Source organism: Candidatus Poribacteria bacterium, from assembly GCA_021162805.1.
Taxonomy (GTDB): Bacteria; Poribacteria; WGA-4E; order B28-G17; family B28-G17; genus JAGGXZ01.
In genome coordinates, this window is record JAGGXZ010000151.1 from 1 (window position 1) to 16,197 (window position 16,197).

General features: G+C 51.9%; 15 protein-coding genes. 8 read left to right on the plus strand and 7 right to left on the minus strand.

All coding sequences use genetic code 11. The features are described from left to right. The 6 genes from J7M22_11435 to J7M22_11460 form a co-directional block, all read right to left on the minus strand. A partial coding sequence (locus tag J7M22_11435) for a hypothetical protein (GenBank protein MCD6507216.1) occupies positions 1-974 on the minus strand: 974 nt, incomplete at its 3' end. Between the two features lie 81 nt (positions 975-1,055). After that, on the minus strand, positions 1,056-3,035 hold the full coding sequence (locus J7M22_11440; GenBank protein ID MCD6507217.1) for a hypothetical protein: 1,980 nt from the start codon (positions 3,033-3,035) through the stop codon (positions 1,056-1,058). An 87-nt stretch (positions 3,036-3,122) separates the two neighbouring features. Continuing rightward, complete coding sequence (locus tag J7M22_11445) at positions 3,123-3,890, minus strand: LamG domain-containing protein (GenBank protein MCD6507218.1); 768 nt, start codon at positions 3,888-3,890, stop codon at positions 3,123-3,125. A gap of 162 nt (positions 3,891-4,052) precedes the next feature. Then, positions 4,053-4,214 carry a hypothetical protein gene (locus tag J7M22_11450; protein MCD6507219.1) on the minus strand — a complete coding sequence of 54 codons (162 nt, stop codon included), beginning with the start codon at positions 4,212-4,214 and terminating at the stop codon, positions 4,053-4,055. A 45-nt stretch (positions 4,215-4,259) separates the two neighbouring features. Further along, a complete protein-coding gene (locus J7M22_11455) occupies positions 4,260-5,345 on the minus strand; it encodes a hypothetical protein (GenBank protein MCD6507220.1) in 1,086 nt (361 codons plus the stop codon). 12 nt (positions 5,346-5,357) lie between these two features. Continuing rightward, positions 5,358-6,179 carry a LamG domain-containing protein gene (locus J7M22_11460; protein MCD6507221.1) on the minus strand — a complete coding sequence of 274 codons (822 nt, stop codon included), beginning with the start codon at positions 6,177-6,179 and terminating at the stop codon, positions 5,358-5,360. A 217-nt stretch (positions 6,180-6,396) separates the two neighbouring features. On the opposite strand from J7M22_11460, the gene J7M22_11465 reads away from it, so the two are divergent. The 3 genes from J7M22_11465 to J7M22_11475 all read left to right on the plus strand — a co-directional run bounded on the left by J7M22_11465 (position 6,397) and on the right by J7M22_11475 (position 10,267). Then, positions 6,397-7,917, plus strand: a complete 1,521-nt coding sequence (locus J7M22_11465) for a hypothetical protein (GenBank protein MCD6507222.1) — start codon at positions 6,397-6,399, stop codon at positions 7,915-7,917. A gap of 147 nt (positions 7,918-8,064) precedes the next feature. Continuing rightward, a complete protein-coding gene (locus J7M22_11470; GenBank protein ID MCD6507223.1) occupies positions 8,065-9,315 on the plus strand; it encodes a GNAT family N-acetyltransferase in 1,251 nt (416 codons plus the stop codon). A gap of 40 nt (positions 9,316-9,355) precedes the next feature. Next, entirely contained in the window at positions 9,356-10,267 is a 912-nt protein-coding gene (locus J7M22_11475; GenBank protein ID MCD6507224.1) for a polysaccharide deacetylase family protein, read from the plus strand. Here J7M22_11475 and J7M22_11480 read toward each other — a convergent pair. Next, complete coding sequence (locus J7M22_11480) at positions 10,254-11,009, minus strand: DeoR/GlpR transcriptional regulator (GenBank protein MCD6507225.1); 756 nt, start codon at positions 11,007-11,009, stop codon at positions 10,254-10,256. The genes J7M22_11475 and J7M22_11480 overlap by 14 nt on opposite strands. A 423-nt stretch (positions 11,010-11,432) precedes the next feature. Between J7M22_11480 and J7M22_11485 the strand changes: the two genes are divergently transcribed. From J7M22_11485 to J7M22_11505, 5 genes are all read left to right on the plus strand, one after another. Further along, entirely contained in the window at positions 11,433-12,404 is a 972-nt protein-coding gene (locus J7M22_11485; GenBank protein ID MCD6507226.1) for a Gfo/Idh/MocA family oxidoreductase, read from the plus strand. Between the two features lie 3 nt (positions 12,405-12,407). Continuing rightward, a complete protein-coding gene (locus tag J7M22_11490; GenBank protein MCD6507227.1) occupies positions 12,408-14,108 on the plus strand; it encodes a hypothetical protein in 1,701 nt (566 codons plus the stop codon). A 212-nt stretch (positions 14,109-14,320) separates the two neighbouring features. Further along, complete coding sequence (locus J7M22_11495; GenBank protein MCD6507228.1) at positions 14,321-14,602, plus strand: hypothetical protein; 282 nt, start codon at positions 14,321-14,323, stop codon at positions 14,600-14,602. Beyond that, positions 14,599-15,435, plus strand: coding sequence for a carboxylating nicotinate-nucleotide diphosphorylase (gene nadC, locus J7M22_11500; GenBank protein MCD6507229.1), 837 nt, complete (start codon positions 14,599-14,601; stop codon positions 15,433-15,435). Before J7M22_11495 ends, nadC begins: the two co-directional genes overlap by 4 nt. Then, positions 15,432-16,187 carry a biotin--[acetyl-CoA-carboxylase] ligase gene (locus tag J7M22_11505; GenBank protein MCD6507230.1) on the plus strand — a complete coding sequence of 252 codons (756 nt, stop codon included), beginning with the start codon at positions 15,432-15,434 and terminating at the stop codon, positions 16,185-16,187. The genes nadC and J7M22_11505 overlap by 4 nt, the downstream gene beginning before the upstream one ends. Positions 16,188-16,197: the final 10 nt, after the last annotated feature.

Consider the following 16,197-nt stretch of genomic DNA (forward strand, 5'->3'; position numbering starts at 1 on the left):
TGCCACGTGATGCACGCACGCTTCGCCCACGCGGGCACGGAAAATTCGGAGCAAATCAACTCGCGGGTTGCGGTGACGGGTTCGTTCAACGGCGCACCTGAAACCGTCGCATGTAATTCGTAAACGCCAGGTTCAAGTTCGTGCATTTTCAGGCGAATGCATCGCATGAGCCACAGGCGCGGTTTCAACGTTGACAAACGCTCACGGTGAAGCCGCTTCACCATCCGACCGTCGCGCAAAATGCGCACGTCAAGCGAAAGCCCGTTAAGGGGTTGACTTGCGTTGTTGCGAGTCATGACGGCGGCGAATGCGCACTCACCGCGACCGTAGTAGCGCTGCGGTGTTTCAATAAGCAAGTCGAGCGTGCGCTCGCCGAGCCGCGCTTTGATGTGCCCTTCGGGTTGTGGCTTGTCACCGACACGAATGATCGGCTCACCGAGTTTCCTTGCGACGATGAGTTTCAACCAATCCACGCCGAACGAATTTGAAGTGCCTTCAAGTTCCGCGTACGCCAATCGAATTCGGTGGCGACCGCGTGAAAGTTTCACAAAGCCCACGCGCACTTCGCGAAACGTGTTCTCCAACATGCGGGAGCGCTCACGTGCATCCTTCGGCGGTTTTATGTGTGGCGGAAGCATGGGTTGGTCAACCACCGTGATTGGCTCGCCGCCGTCAATGCTCACTTTCGCCGCTTGACGCGTATTGTTACCACCACACCGCAACCACAGTTCGTAAACTCCACCGTTCACTTCAACATCGTATTCCACCCACGTTGGGTAACCCGTCGCGCGGCTGCGCACCACGACGAACTTCCCACCCGACGCCGCATTTCGGTATCCGATGTGCGGTGCAAAGATGCCGTCTTCATCCCATCGGTCAAAATTTTCCGCTTCACGAACCCACGCCACCTGCGCCCATGCGACCGAGGCGATCACGAAAACCATCGCAACATGCAAAGCACCGTGTGCGTTCACGGCCCATCTCCCCTTCCCACCCGCAATTGTATCCGTCCCAGATGCACAAGTGATACTCCCCACCGCAGGCGGTGGAGAGTATCACTTGCTTCTTAACTCCAAGATGAGGAAATCTCGGGGAGGAATTTCCAGCTCCTCTATAACGACCGTCTCGCCCTCCTTCCTCCATTTATCAATGGTTCTCCCCTTCCTCCAATCTATCACCTTTAACCTTTCGATCTCCATATCGATCATATACTTCCTCGGATCGATACGGAGGGAGATTTTAGCCTTCGCATATCTGTCCTTGTTCCAAACGCCGATATAGCCGTATCTGCCTTTATAAAGGTTTCTCAGATGCATTATGCCGTCCACTCCCATCAGATTGGTTTCAACGATTTCGAGCGGCTGGTTGTATTGGAGCCACCCCCTGTTCTCCCAATTCCATTCAACCCATTTTCTGATCATCCGCCGCTCCTTCTTGGAGGTCTCCTCTATCCTTCCTGCAACGAGCATAGGGCTTGTAAAAGCGGTCGAAGCCAGCATGAACTCTAACCCTGCCGTGTTGGTCACTTTCTGCAACCCTCTGTTGCGCAGGGGCCAAGCGTTGAAAAGGGGACACGCCATCTGAGTCAACGTCAGAAATGAAGGACGGAACCACCACTTCACGCAGAACTCCCTCCACTGGTTGACTATTAGGAAAAATTGATCCGGCCAGATAGCCTTGTAGTAATTCAAGTAAGGTTGTCCCTCAGCATCCCACGGGGCGGCACCCTCAGCCATATCGTGTAACTCAACGAGTCTCTCCCACGTTCTGGCGATGGCTATCTCAGGATTAGCCTCTCGAACCTTCTCGCTCAAACGTTTAAAAGCATGTCTCCACCACTCCGCACCGGCACGATCTTCATACCAGAGGAAGGTCGCCCCGGATTCCCTGACGAAATTCGCCAACGCCTCGGCATATCTATCTACGGTCGGGAAATCATCAGGAGGATAGTTGAAGCCGAAGGCATGGATGCCGAACTCCAACCCCGCCTCACGACAGGCGCCCGGAAGACTCTCAGGGTTATCTTTGGAAAACCCGTTCGGATAAGCCTCTACTGCCCTACTATCCCCCTCAGCCAAGCCGAAAACGGAAGGTTCTAAATCCCGAAACTCCCACCGGTCAGGTATGAGGTAGAATATCTTGAACCCACACTCTTTCACTATCGGAATGAGCTTCTTCAACAGGTTCTCATCCCACGAGTAACCATCCCGCATCTCACCTCTGAACCAAACCTCATACATAGGTTTTATGCTGAAACAGTTGGCTTTCAACCAACGATGGATGAGGAAAAGTTCATATATCCATACCGCTCTCTCTTTGTCGCCGTCGAACACCCCCTCACAGATCTTAGCCGTATCTCCGCCCACCATCTTTAAATACTTATCCAGATCGATATTCGGGCGATAACCGATCTCGAGAATACCCTTATCTTTTTCGAGCTCGACCTTCCAGTTGTAAGTTCCCACTGAGGCGAAAATCCCTCCTTCCAGATCATCGCTGTAAAACACAGATAAGGTTGAGTAAGGCTCGAAGGCGTATCGAGCGAAATCCCTCTCCTTCAAGCTCAGCCGGTCCAGGCAGATCTCCTCCACGACGCCCAATTCCCTTTCGGTTTGAACGGAGAACCATTTTGTAATCCACGGTTCATCTCCGGGGTAGATATCGTAGTTGATCTCTATCCGGATACCCTTGTTCTTCCCCACCCCGAGGGCGTGAATGACCAACCCGTACACCCCGCCTCCTTTAATATCCTTTCGTTCCTTCTCGGCGTATCCCCCTAGTTCGAAATCCTCCCCCAGATCGATCAGCTCACCGGTTTGAAGCTTCAAAAACCCCTCGGGGCTTGGGGATTTTATAAACTCCCTCCCCATCCGTTTATCTAAAAACGATACGGTGTAAAATCCTCTCCTCTGGATGTCATATTGAATTACCCTACAGATTCTCTCATTCTCTATTCTCCACATGAGAGAGGATTTATCGAAGGAGATCACCGGTTCGGTTACGCTGAAGAACATAGGATCTATGCTCTGAACCATCGTTTCTCCTCCATAGTTGATAAAAAGCCGGCGGGAGACATCATACTCCCACCGGCGTTCAAGCCTGTTTTCCCTTCGGCTGAGACCCTATCTGCTTTGTTCCTTTATCCTTCCCCAGGTCGTGGTGAGCTTCGTATCGGGAGAGACAGCGGTTATACCCAGCACAGCTCCAAGACCTTTGTTCATAATTTCTTTGATCTCGTCCTTTTCCAGAGCGACTTTGAAGATGGCAACCTCATCCAAGATGCCGATGAACCAATTGCCGCCTGGATCGAAAACACCGCACCCTCCGATGTTAACGTTATAGCTGGAGGTTTCGGGTTTGCCGGGGCTACCTTTAGCAGCTTCTTCTCCGTCGAGGTAAACCGCTGAGCCGCTCGAGCTTGCAACCGCAGCTATGTGATGCCACTCCTTCTTGGGAAACCTATAGGTTGCGTCTACCCCGTGGGTGGTGGGAGTCCAATATTGGACCGTGTTGGGATTGATAAAACCGAACTCCACAGCGTCGTTTTGTCCTATTAATCCCACTCTACTTGCAACTATATCCCCCGGTTTAGCCCAGAGCACTATCGTGAGAGCGTCCAAGCTATCGAGGAGTTTCTTCTCAGTTGAAACGCAGGCGTCTTTACCGTTAAACTCCAGCGCTTTACCGAATTTGCCATCAACCCATTTAACACCGCCTTTCAACTTACCATCGTTGCCGTTTCCGGACGCATCCTTTGTTATATCCCCTTTACCTTCGTCGAAGAGCCACACAGCGATGGCATCTTCGAGCTTCACCTTGGCGCTACTTACACCTGTAAGCGCCAACCCGATAGCGATTAAACTAACGCATAGCATCGTTAAACCTTTCATCGCCCGTCTCCTCCTCTCTTTAGGAATTACACGCTGCCTGCGAACCTCCTTGGCTGGGTTCGCTCATATTTTAACCTCACGACATACACCTCCCCGTAGTATAATATGGTCGCTCATATTCCCTAGAAATGTAGCATATCACCTCCCTCGTCAAGCAGGAATTTAACCATTAGGGCTTTTCAATGTATCGTGGGCTGTATCGCCCCTCATCTCGTCAAACAGCCATATCCCCACGGCGTCATCGAGAAATGACCCGGCGGATAGGCTTCCAACTGGGATTAAAATCAAGGAGACTAAAGCGATACCTACCAATGAGGTTCTCATACCTTGATCCCTCCTTTTCCGTGTTAAGTTTCTCCGATGGGAGCTTCACCCCCTACCCGTTCTGTATAACAGATACTCCATATACTCACACATGTTCGGCCAGGAGATGTCCGGCGGGGCGCCGTGGTCCAAGTCCGGTATGTATCCTCCCTCCTCCACCAGCGGCATCACCCTGTCGACCTCCCTCCGCATCGCCTCGCCCCCCACAGCCACCGCCCGTTTATCGATCCCTCCGATCAGCAGAAGATCCCGACCGTACTCCCGACGCAGTTCGACCACATCCATCCCCGCTGCCACCTCACACGGCCATATCCCGTTTATCCCAGCGTCGAGCCAGATCGGTATCAGTCCTCTCACATCCCCATCGCTATCCAGAAAGATGAACTCAACCCCTCTGCTCCGGAGGAAATCACACACCCTCCTGTAATATTTAAGGGCGAACTTTCGGAACATCTGCGGATTGATCAGAGAACCGGTCTTGCAAGCCATATCCTCCCAGAAAGCGAACATATCGATCTCCGCATCCTCCAAAACCTTTTCCGTGATGGCTATGATCGACTCAGCCCTCTCCTCCATCATCCTCTCGATCAAGGTGGGTTGATCGTAGAAAGCCAAGCATAGGTTCTCCAGCCCCATCATGTTGCGCAGGGGACCGAAGAACCCTCCCCATCTGTCGGCGAAACACATAAGCGGGTATGTGCGGTTTTTAAGCCTTTCCACCCTCGCCTTCCAATCCTGGGGCGCACGCAGATGGAAGTTCAACCCCAACCGTTCACGTCTGAACCTCTCGAAATCCTCCTCGTTCTCCACGGGGAACCTCAGGAACTGGGGCATGCTGGAGTTGCCGCCGTATTGTTTGAATTCGCGCATCAGTATCCCTTCGTGGTTTATGTAGGTGATAGTTCTCTCGTCCTCCTCCACGATCTGGCGTTGGAACTGGGGGACGGGACCGTAGTAAACCCCGATGTTGAGTATCAGGTCGGTTCCGAATATCTCATGTAGAGCTCGTCCGTCCCATCCTTCTCGGCGCCACCGTTGGTATGTCTCCACCCACGCGCCGGGCGTTTTGACGAAGGGGAGATCGGGTTTCTCGAAACGTAACGTTTTTGGGAACCGATCACGGGATGTCATCTTCGCTCCCCCTCAGGGAGTCACCGAAGCCGTTTTGATATCCCCCCAGATGATCGGAAGGTTGCCTGAGGGATCAACTGCGACTATGCCCAGCACCGACCCCAACCCTTTTTCCATAATTTTCTTAAGGTCACCCTCCTCTAAAACCTCGTTGAAGATACCGACATCGTCGATGATCCCTTTGAAGTAACCTTTATCGCAGCCATGTCCGACGGGACAGAGACCGCTCCCGATGAGCAGCCCTCTCTCCTCAGGTCTCACGTCGTTAGGGCCGGAGGAGACGAATTTCCCATCCACATATAGCTTGTATGTGCCGCCTTCAAACGACCCTGCTATGAAATACCATTTGTTCGGGACGTTTATGCTCGTCTTCGCCGCTGAGCAGTCCGGTTTACAGCTTTTGAACTCGAAGTTTCCGTTGTTCCAGAGTTCAAACCACCAGTTTCCACCACCGCCATCGCCGGGGTTTCCGTTTGTGACCACCAAGGTTGAGGAACCGGAGCCGGGCGGGTTGTTGCCTCCTATCGTCTCAGGGAACATCCAGAAGACCACCGTGAACTTCTCAGAGTTGAAGAGAGAAGAGGGCGGGATCTGAACGTAATCGTCCTTCCCGTCAAACCTCAAAGCGTATCCGAATTTCCCCTTCACCCATTCCGGGCCCTCTTTCAGTATCCCGTCGTTGCCGTTAGGGGAGGAATCTTTAGCCTTATCTCCTCGACCTTCGTCGAAGAGCCACACTCCGACCGCTGCCTCTTTGAGGTCAATCTGGGCATACCCCAGGTTTGAAAACACCAGACCTACGACGACCAATCCGATAAACCCTAGCCTTTTCATCCCTCCTCACCCCTTTTAAGTTTCGCTCATATTTTTCAAAAGTGTAGCATATCACCGAGGGCTTTTCAATGATTTGGTATAATCAGGCATGGTAGGGGCGCACCCCTGTGCGTGCCCCTAAATCCCCCTTCCAAAGCAACTTTTCCTATTTTTTCCTTCGCTTGACGAGGGTTAGACGAAATGCTATATTTGGATGAAAAAAGAGAGGATAAGCGGGATGTCATCTCATGACAACAGATATGCTGGAGCTCTTATCTTCATCTTTCTGATCTTGGGAGCCCTAAACGCCTCACGCCATGAAATGTGGAGGGATGAAATACAAGCTTGGCTTCTTGCCAAGGACAGCTCCTCCCCCGTTCAACTTCTCAAAAACCTGAAATATGAGGGACATCCTGGAGTGTGGCATTTATCCCTTTTCCCTCTCTCACGCATAACCCCTTCGCCTATTGCAATGCAACCGTTTCATCTGATAATAGCTTGCTTGAGCGTATATCTGTTTTTGAGGTTTTCGCCTTTCACTAAGGTTCAGAAAGCGCTCTTCACTTTCGGCTATTTCCCGTTTTACGAATACTGTGTGATATGCAGGAATTACGCCCCCGGTTTATTTCTGCTTCTCCTCTTTTGTTCCCTTCTTCCCAGACGTTCAGGGAGATTCCCGCTTTTAGGTCTCATCCTTTTCTTCCTAGCTCACACCAGCGTCCACGCCCTCATCCTGGTCATATCCATATGCCTGGGGTTGTCCTTAGATATCCTTCTCTCGAAGGATCGCCCGAACATAACGGTGTGTTTGGGTTTCCTTCTCATCGTTTCAGGGATCATCACCTCCGTGGTTCAACTGAATCCTCCGCCCGACTCCGGTTTCGCCGTCGGGTGGAAGACCGATTTCGATCCTGACCACCTCAAAAAGGTTTTCAACCTCATACCGAGAGCTTTCATACCGATACCCAGGTTCACCTTCCATTTCTGGAACACCGCCATCTTGGACCAACTCCCAGGCTCCGAGGTGGTAAAGCTATCTTTAGGATGTTTGATCCTGCTTTATGGGATACTGCTCTTCATCAGGAAACCGGCTGCCCTTTTGATCTATCTGATCGGAACCTTAGGGCTCTGTTCGTTCTTCTACACGAAATATTTCGGCTCGATGCGGCATCACGGTTTCCTGTTCATATCGTTCGTAAGCTCCATCTGGATCTCAAATTACTGTCGAGATGTCAGGATCTTCAACCCTATCGGAAAGCTCAGCCTCATTATTGAAAGAAGCCTGAACAAGGTGCTGACCGTGATCCTGTTCATCCACCTCGCCGGCGGGATTGCTGGGGCTGTCATGGATTATATGTATGTCTTCTCACAAGGTAAGGCGACAGCAGATTTCATCAGGAGAGAGGGGATGGAAGGGATGTTGATCGTAGGAGATACCGATTTCACAGCCAGCACGGTGGTGGGGTATCTGGAAAGGGAAATCTATTACCCCAGGGGCGATAGGGTGGGCTCCTTCGTCATTTGGGATAAGAAGAGGACCGAGCCTTTGACGGTTAAAGAGATACTTGAAAGGGCTGTGAAACTGAGCTTGAGGGAGAAGAAAGGTTGCCTGCTCGTCCTCAACTACCGGCTGAGCGATGAGATGATTTCGAGATATTCCCTGAAGGAGATAGCCAGGTTTGAAAAGGCAGTGGTTGGAGATGAGGTGTATTACCTGTATTTGCGCCACTACTCCTCCAACATGATGCGCCATATCTGATCCTTCGAAACCAGCGTTCAGTCAGACTTAACCAACACCTGGGTTCGAGGTGGAAAGTTCACTCAGGGACATGAAACCTCCCGATTGACACCAGATCAGTCCGGTGGTATCATAGTCCCGATGATCCTTCGCTTATGAGGTGAAGATATGGACGGCGAGAGGATTAGGGTGAGGCGAGCGATCGATCGGGATGTAGAGGTAATCCACGCCGTTATGGTCTCGGCATTCGGGATAGAACGGGGATCGGAGAGATGGGAGAGCTGGAGAAGGCTCGCCGAAGGATGGAGGAACTTCCTCGTGCTGGAGATGGACGGCGAGATCGTGGGCGTGACGAGGATCGGAAGGGACAAACTCCGCTACGGGGAGGCGACGATCCTTAAGGGCGACGTGGGATATGTGAGCGTGAGGAGGGAGCTTCAAGGGCAGGGTTTGGGAACAACGCTTATGAGAGAGGTCGTTAGGTTCATGAGGGAGGAGGGATTTCACATCTCACGGCTGGGCGGGCTCATCCGGTTCTACAGCCGTTTCGGCTATGTCCCCTTCCCAAGGAGGTTCTATGAGTTCCCGATCGAACCCGCCCGCGCGGGCGCCATGACATTACAGCCGGAGGAGTTCCTGGCTCTAACGCCGGAGAAGGGGGAGATAAGGGCTTATGAACCTCGAAGGGATTGGCCCGAGCGGAGAAGGCTATATGATCTCTTCAACCGTGCTCGAACGGGCTCGATCGTAGAGGAGACACCTCCGAGGCCGGAGGAAGGTGGACCGGATAGATCAGGTTTGAGATGGGTTTACGAGGAGGAAGGAAAACTTCACGGTTACATCTTCGCCCATGTCCACGGCGAGGAGGCCGACATCCATGGCGCCTTCGATCTATCCCATCCCTCAGCTCTTCCCTCACTTGTGAGAAAGATCCTGCTTGAGCTGTATAGACGGGGCGTGAAACGCATCCTGGGCAGATTGCCGTTTGACCACGCCGTTGAGAACAAGCTTGTGGAAGGAGGGATTTATTTCGTCCTTCGTGAGCTCAACTCATATCCGGCGTCGAACATGCTCTTATTGATCGATTTGAAGCGGTTCCTCAGAGCCGTAACCCCGGAGTGGTCGAGAAGGTTGCGCCGGATCGATATATCCCCGCCGTGGATGGGGACCTTTGAGATACGGGTGGAAGATCAGGCCGCGAAGATCGCCGTGACGGAGGAGGGGATTAAGGTGGAGGAGGGGAGCGCTCCGAAATGCGTTCTCGATCTCGGGCGGCGCGATTTCCTGCTCCTCGCTTTGGGATACCGGGGTTTTGACGAGCTCAGGGGGGCCATCAGGAGTGAGATTCCGAAATCGCTCGCCGTCCTTTTCTCCCTCCTCTTCAGGAGGGAACCGGTAGCTACGGGACCTCTGGGTTGAAAATCCAATAGGGGCTCAGCGCCTCGGAAAGGAGAGGGATATGACCAGTTACATCTTCGCGTATGACCTTGAGAGCGATCTCTGTGTGAAGGCCGCAGGTAAGCTGGTGGAAATACATAAAAGGTATGATATACCCGCTACCTTCTTCATCCTGGGGAGGGTCTTAGAGAGTCACGGGGATACCCTCAGGGAGATCTTCGGAGAGGATCCGCTCTTCGACCTTCAATCCCACACATACTCCCACCGTCTCCTTAAGGATAACCTCATGCACGGCTCAGGGATAGGGTTGGAGGAGCTGAGGGATGAGATATCACTGGGCAAGAAGCTCGTGGAGGATACCTTCGGGAGGGAGTGTTTGGGGGTCAGAAGCGGATGCGGGTTTTACAGAGGTTTGCAGGGAGAGAGGGAGAGACTTAAGGTGATATGGGAGTGCGGGGTTAAGTATATAAGCACGGACCTGAGGGGACCGGCTGATTCCATTCCCTCCGGCCTTCAGCAGGCGTATTGGTATGACGAGGAAGGGATACCGAAACTTCTGGAGCTTCCCGGACATGGATGGCATGACAACGTGCTCAAAAGTTCCGAACCGAGACTATGCCTACCCTGGCCGCCTGTGCTCATGTGGGGGATCCCGAACCGCCCGCCAAGGAACCCTGAGGAGGAAGTTGAGGTCCAAAAGATCTGGATAGACAAGGCTATCTCCCTCGGCCTGGATTACATATCCCTGGTATATCACCCACACAGCATATATAGGATAAGCCAGGATTGTAGGACGATGGAACTTCTCATGAGGGAAGTTAAAAGGAGAAATATGCCTGCCACGACCTATACCGAGTTATACAGGTTCTACTCCTCTCATCCTGATGCGGTCCCGGGGAGAGAAGCGTGGGATTGGGAAGCTCAATATGAAAGGGACAAGCTGATATTGTGGAGGATGGCTAACACAATATAACTTGAACGCTTTTCCCCTTTATTTTCTCGATGATTCCCCCTGGAACCTCTTTATCCGTGATGAGCTTGCTCAAACTCTCAATAGGAGCGACGTATGCGAAAGCCCTTCGACCGAATTTGCTATGATCTGCAACGCCTATGACCTCCCTTGCGGAGGCTATTATCGCCTTTTTCACGCTGGCTTCCGTTAAGGTTGATGTGCTCATGCCCTCCTCATCAATGGCACTTATCCCGATAAAGGCTTTATCAACGGTCAATTCCCCAAAACATCTCTCAGCTAGTGGGCCCAGGAGCGCGAGGCTGTTGAAGTTCAGCTCGCCGCCCGTGAGGATGACCTCCACCCCTCTTCGGAAAAGGAGCTCGTGAGCGATGGTTATCGAGTTCGTCACCACGGTGATATTTCCTTTGTTCTTGAGGTTCCTAGCGATTTGAAGGACGGTCGTGCTCGCCTCAAGTATGATGGTATCCCCATCCTCTATGAGTTTCACGGCTTCAGCGCCGATCCTCCTTTTATCCTCAAGGAACCTCTTCTCCTGAACGCTGTAAGGAGGCTCAAGTTTTGTTCCTCTTGGAAGCGCTCCTCCCCTGGTTCTTCTCAGTAGACCTTCCTTTTCGAGAATTTGGAGGTCGCGTCTTATGGTTATACCGCTTACACCTAAAAGCTCGCTTAGGGTTTTGACCTCCGCTTTCCCTTCGCTCTCAACTATTTCCAATATCTTGAGTCGTCTCTCCTCCGTTAACACAGCGTTTCACCTCCGTGATAAAAATAATATCATTGAACTGAGCTCAAAGGCAAGCGCGAAATCGCAGGAATCCATGGAATGGATGGTTGCCGGGAGAAGTTTCTTGACGGATTTGAACATTTGTGGTATATTATAAGCGTTTAAATTTGAATGTTATTGAGCTTGTCCTCCCGAAGCTTTCGATGGGATCATAGACGAGGTGGTGGTGTTCAACAGAGCGTTGTCCCAGGACGAGATAAAACAGATCATGAAAGGGATGGTGCAGGCAATGGCGGTTTTACCTTCAAACAAACTCGCCACAAAATGGGGAGCTATCAAGATAAGATGAAAGGGGGGATACGAATGAGAGGGCTCATTTATTCCATCGGAAAGGGAAACTGACCATCACCTGGGGCGACGTTAAATATGGAGGAGGTTAATGAGATGATAAGGGTGGGGCTTATCGGTTGCGGAGGGATCAGCCGTGCCCATGCGGACGGTTGGAACTCCGTCAAGGAGAAAGCTAAGGTGGTCGCAACTGCCGATTTAATCCCCGAAAGGGCGAAAGAGAGAGCAAACCAACTCGGGGCGGAGGAGTTCTACACCGATTATGAACCCCTGCTTGAAAGGGAGGATATAGACGCCGTGGATATCTGCCTGCCGCATTATCTGCACGCCGAGGCGACGATCAAGGCTGCTGAAAGAGGAAAACATGTCCTGATCGAAAAGCCGATGGCTAGAAATCTCAAGGAAGCTAAAGAGATGGTTCAAGCGTGCGAGAAGAACAAAGTCATACTGATGGTCGGGCATTGCATGAGGTTTGAGCCTGAAAACGAGAAGGCGAAGGAGATAATAGATAGCGGTAAACTGGGGAGGATAACGCTGGCTAGATTCCAATATGAGGTATATCCGGGGTTGAAGGATTTCCACTATAAGAGGGAGAAGATAGGTGGTGGAGGGGTTATCTCGGCGGGGATCCATTACGTCGATCTGATGAGATGGCTCGTAGGGGATGTGGAGAGGGTTTCACTCTTCTCAAACAGTTTCGTAAGAGGGTTGGAGGGGGAGGACACGGCGGCGTTGTCTTTGGAGTTTCAAAACGGCGCCGTAGGAGTTCTCTCGTTCAGCTGGGCTACGAAATTCGGCGGCTCACTCTTCAGAATTCACGGCAGCGAAGGAACGCTCGCAAGGGAAGGAGGGCTGTGGCTTTACTCCGAGGAATATCCTAAAGGGCTTAAAGTTGAGGTAACCCCTGAGTCCAGCTTCAGGAGGGAGATATCCCATTTCGTGGATTGCATGGAGGAATCGAGGGAACCGTTGACATCGGGAAGAGATGCTTATGAATCGTTGGAAGTGGTGATAGCCGCTTATAAATCGCTGGAGGAGGGGAGGATAATCCGCCTTAGTGAGATTTAAGTTATGAGCAGATCCGCTCTGATCCCCTTAGTGATCTTTGTCTGTGCCGCCTCGATCCTGTGTAGGGCGGTTTTTTATAAGATCGGGAATTGGGGAATCGATGATTGGGATCAACATCTCTTCTACCACGCCGTCCCTCGAGATACCATCCTGAGATACCATCAGTTTCCACTTTGGAACCCGTATTACTGCGGCGGCAACGTCATGCTGGCTAACCCCCAGGCGAGGTTTCTATCCCCCTTCTTCCTCCTACACCTCCCCTTCGGAACCGTCATCGGGATAAAGCTGGAGATATGGCTACATGTGGTGATCGCCATGTTCGGCATGTTTTTACTCTCAAAACAGATGGGGTTAACCCGTTTCTCCGCTTATCTCCCCCCTCTCCTCTTCGCCCTCAGCACACCGTATGCGATGCATCTGACGGAGGGACACACCTGGTTCATGGCGTTCGCTTATATGCCATATGTGGTGTTCTTCTACCTGAAATCTCGGGAACGGTTCTTATACGCTTTAGCCGGATCGGCGTTCATAGCGTTGATGATACTTGAGGGCGGGACGTATCCCACCCCGTATACGTTGTTGCTTTTGGGGTTTTATTCCGTCTGCCTCGCCCTGCGGAGGAGAACCCTCTCACCCCTGATCAGTTTGGGCGTGATGGTCGGGATGGGATTTCTGCTGAGCGCCGTCAAGCTCCTGCCCACCCTCTCGTTCCTACACCATCATCCCAGACCTACGGGGATGAACGATCACCTAAGCTTCTCCCTGCTACCGAGGATCTTTCTGAACAGGATGAGATCGGGTACGCCCCGCTATGGCGATACACGGTGGGAGTGGCACGAGTACAGCACTTACATGGGTGTCGTGCCCCTGATGCTGCTCACCTTGGGCGTCATATCCTCCATCAGAAGAAGGAGGGGGTTTCCGCTCCTCATCACGACTCTTCTTTTCCTCCTTTTAGCTTTCGGCGAATTTCACCCGTTAGCGCCTTGGAGCCTGCTTCATCGGCTCCCTTTCTTCAGCTCGATGAGGGTTCCGTCCAGGTTCCTGGTGGTCTTCCTGTTCGGATCGGCGCTCATAGCGGGGAAAGGGTTCTCCTGGGTGGAGAGGTATCTGCTATCAGGCAAATTGGGTTGGAAGGTCGGGAGCCTCATATGTTTGGGGCTCCTGTTTCTCATCGGTTCCGACCTGATCCTCGTCAGCTCGAAAGCGTTCTTCGAAGCTTTCCCATATCCTCCAAAACACCCCGTCAGAAGAGAGGAGTTTCGGCAGATCAAAGGTTCAAACCACGCCATGCTTGAGGCTTTCCTGAGGAACGAGGGAACGATTGACGGATATGAACCGGTTCACCTGCCGATCAAAGCTATCCCATCCGATGATCCCAGGTATAGGGGTGAGGTTTTCCTGAAGGATGGCGAGGGGAAGGTCGAAATAGCCTTCTGGTCGCCCAATCGGATCGAAATCATCGCCGATATAACCCATAAAGGGTATCTGTGCGTGAATCAAAATTTCGATCCGGGCTGGAGGGTGAAGGGTGGAGGGGAGGTGATCCCGCTGGGAGGGATAATAGCGACGAAGGTGGATCGGGGTAGGAGGCAGATCGTTTTCTACTATCTGCCAACTTCCTTCCTGATAGGCGCTTTTCTCTCCTTCCTCGGCGTCGGTATATCATTAATTCCTCTGGCTACCCGACGGTTTTGGATTTAATGCTCTAGCTTGCGCTTATAACGTGCCCTGAGGAAGGCGATTACAGATCATACCTTACCCCAGCGGAAATCATTGAAAAGCCCTAGTTCGCTGTTAGAGCGGAAATTGCCCGTTACTCGGGTGTTCTCCGCTGTCGATGAGTTGGGATAATTGCAAAAAAGCATCTAATGTGTTAAAATTACCTTCATCAAGGTTTCCTGATCGGGGAACATATGTCTGTAGTCCAGATTCTGATCCTTCTGCTCATAGCTGCTGTATGCGGCTCTATTGGCAAGGCGATCGTCGGTTATTCGCGCGGGGGATGTCTGGTCTCGATCGCCCTCGGGTTTATCGGCGCCGTTATAGGGAGCTGGATAGCAATTAAGCTGGGGCTACCCGTTATATTTTCCGTTAGGGTGGGGAATGAGAGATTCCCCGTGATATGGTCCATAATAGGGTCGGCTATCTTCGTGGCATTCATAAATCTCCTCTCAGGAGGGCACGGTCGAAGATGATATCTCCTTTAACCATGAGGTTAATTCGGCTTGCCATTGAGGAGGATATAGGGTTAGGTGATATTACCTCCAGACTCGTGCTGCCCATAGGGCTCCGCGGGGAAGCTATCATCATCGCTAAAGACAACGGCATTCTGGCCGGCATGGAGTTCTTCAAGGCGGTGTATGCTGAGATCGATCCCCACCTTGAGATCTCCTTTGAGAAGGAGGACGGCGAGGAGATAAGATATGGTGAGGTAGTTTGCTCACTGAAGGGTTCGGTTGAGTCCATCCTGACCGGAGAAAGGACGGGTCTTAACTTTCTGCAGAGGCTTTCCGGTATAGCGACCTTGACGGCGAAGTTCGTCAGGGAGGTTAAAGGATTTCCGGTTAAGATCACCGATACGAGAAAAACCACCCCCGGCTGGCGGGAGATGGAGAAATACGCCGTTAGGGTCGGAGGGGGATATAACCATAGACTTGGGCTATATGATTCAGTGCTTATAAAGGATAATCACATAGCTGCCGCGGGCTCCATAACGGCGGCCGTCAAAGCCGCTAGGGAAAAAGCCCCCCACACGATGAAGATAGAAGTCGAGGTTGAAACTCTAGAGGGGGTCGAAGAGGCGCTTAGAGCTCATGTGGACATCATAATGCTGGACAATATGCCTATCGAAATGATCCGTCAGGCGGTGAACATGATAGATGGCAGGGCACTTGTGGAGGTCTCAGGCGGAATCTCCCTAAAGGACGTTCGGCAAATAGCCGAAATAGGGGTAGATATCATATCGATCGGTGCCCTGACCCACTCAGCTACGCCCGTCGATATGAGTATGAAGCTGGTATCCGGATGATGGATAGCCGTTTTGTCTCCGAGATACTGTTCAAATACGTAACTGGATCAACTAACGATGATGCGATTCGACTTGCCCGGTCGGGCATGCCCGAAGGCACCCTGATCCTGGCCGATTATCAGACCAACGGGAGAGGAAGGCTCGGCAGAAGATGGGTGGCTCCACCTGGGACTTCGGTATTGATGTCCCTGATTCTCAGACCGATCCTCCCCCTGGAAAAGATAGGAGCTTTGAACCTCGCTGCTTCCGTGGCGGTAGCGATGACGGTTTCAAAGATGATCGGAATGAAGGCGATGATCAAATGGCCGAACGATATCCTCGTTAAAGGAAGAAAGGTGGCGGGAATCCTCATTGAAACAGGGCTAGACCTGAGCGGAAGACCGTTTTCGGCCTTGGGGATAGGGATCAACGTCAACATGTCGGAAGATGATTTTCCAATTGATATCAGACCGAAGGCCACCTCTTTAAGCGAATTGGCCGGTAGATATCTGGATAGGCTCGAATTAATAGATCTGTTCCTGTCGGAGTTCGAACCGAGATATAAGGAGATAAATTCCGGCGAATGGTTAACCCTCCTTTCGGAGTACAGACAACTATCCTGGACGTTAGGCAAGCAGGTGAGATTAATCACAGATGGATGTCGGATTGGAGGGTTAGCCTTGGATATCGGCGAGCAGGGAGAATTACTTGTTAGACTCCCTGACGGCAGGCTTGAAAGGGCGTTCAGCGGAGAATCCTCGATAGATTGTTGATTGGGAATAT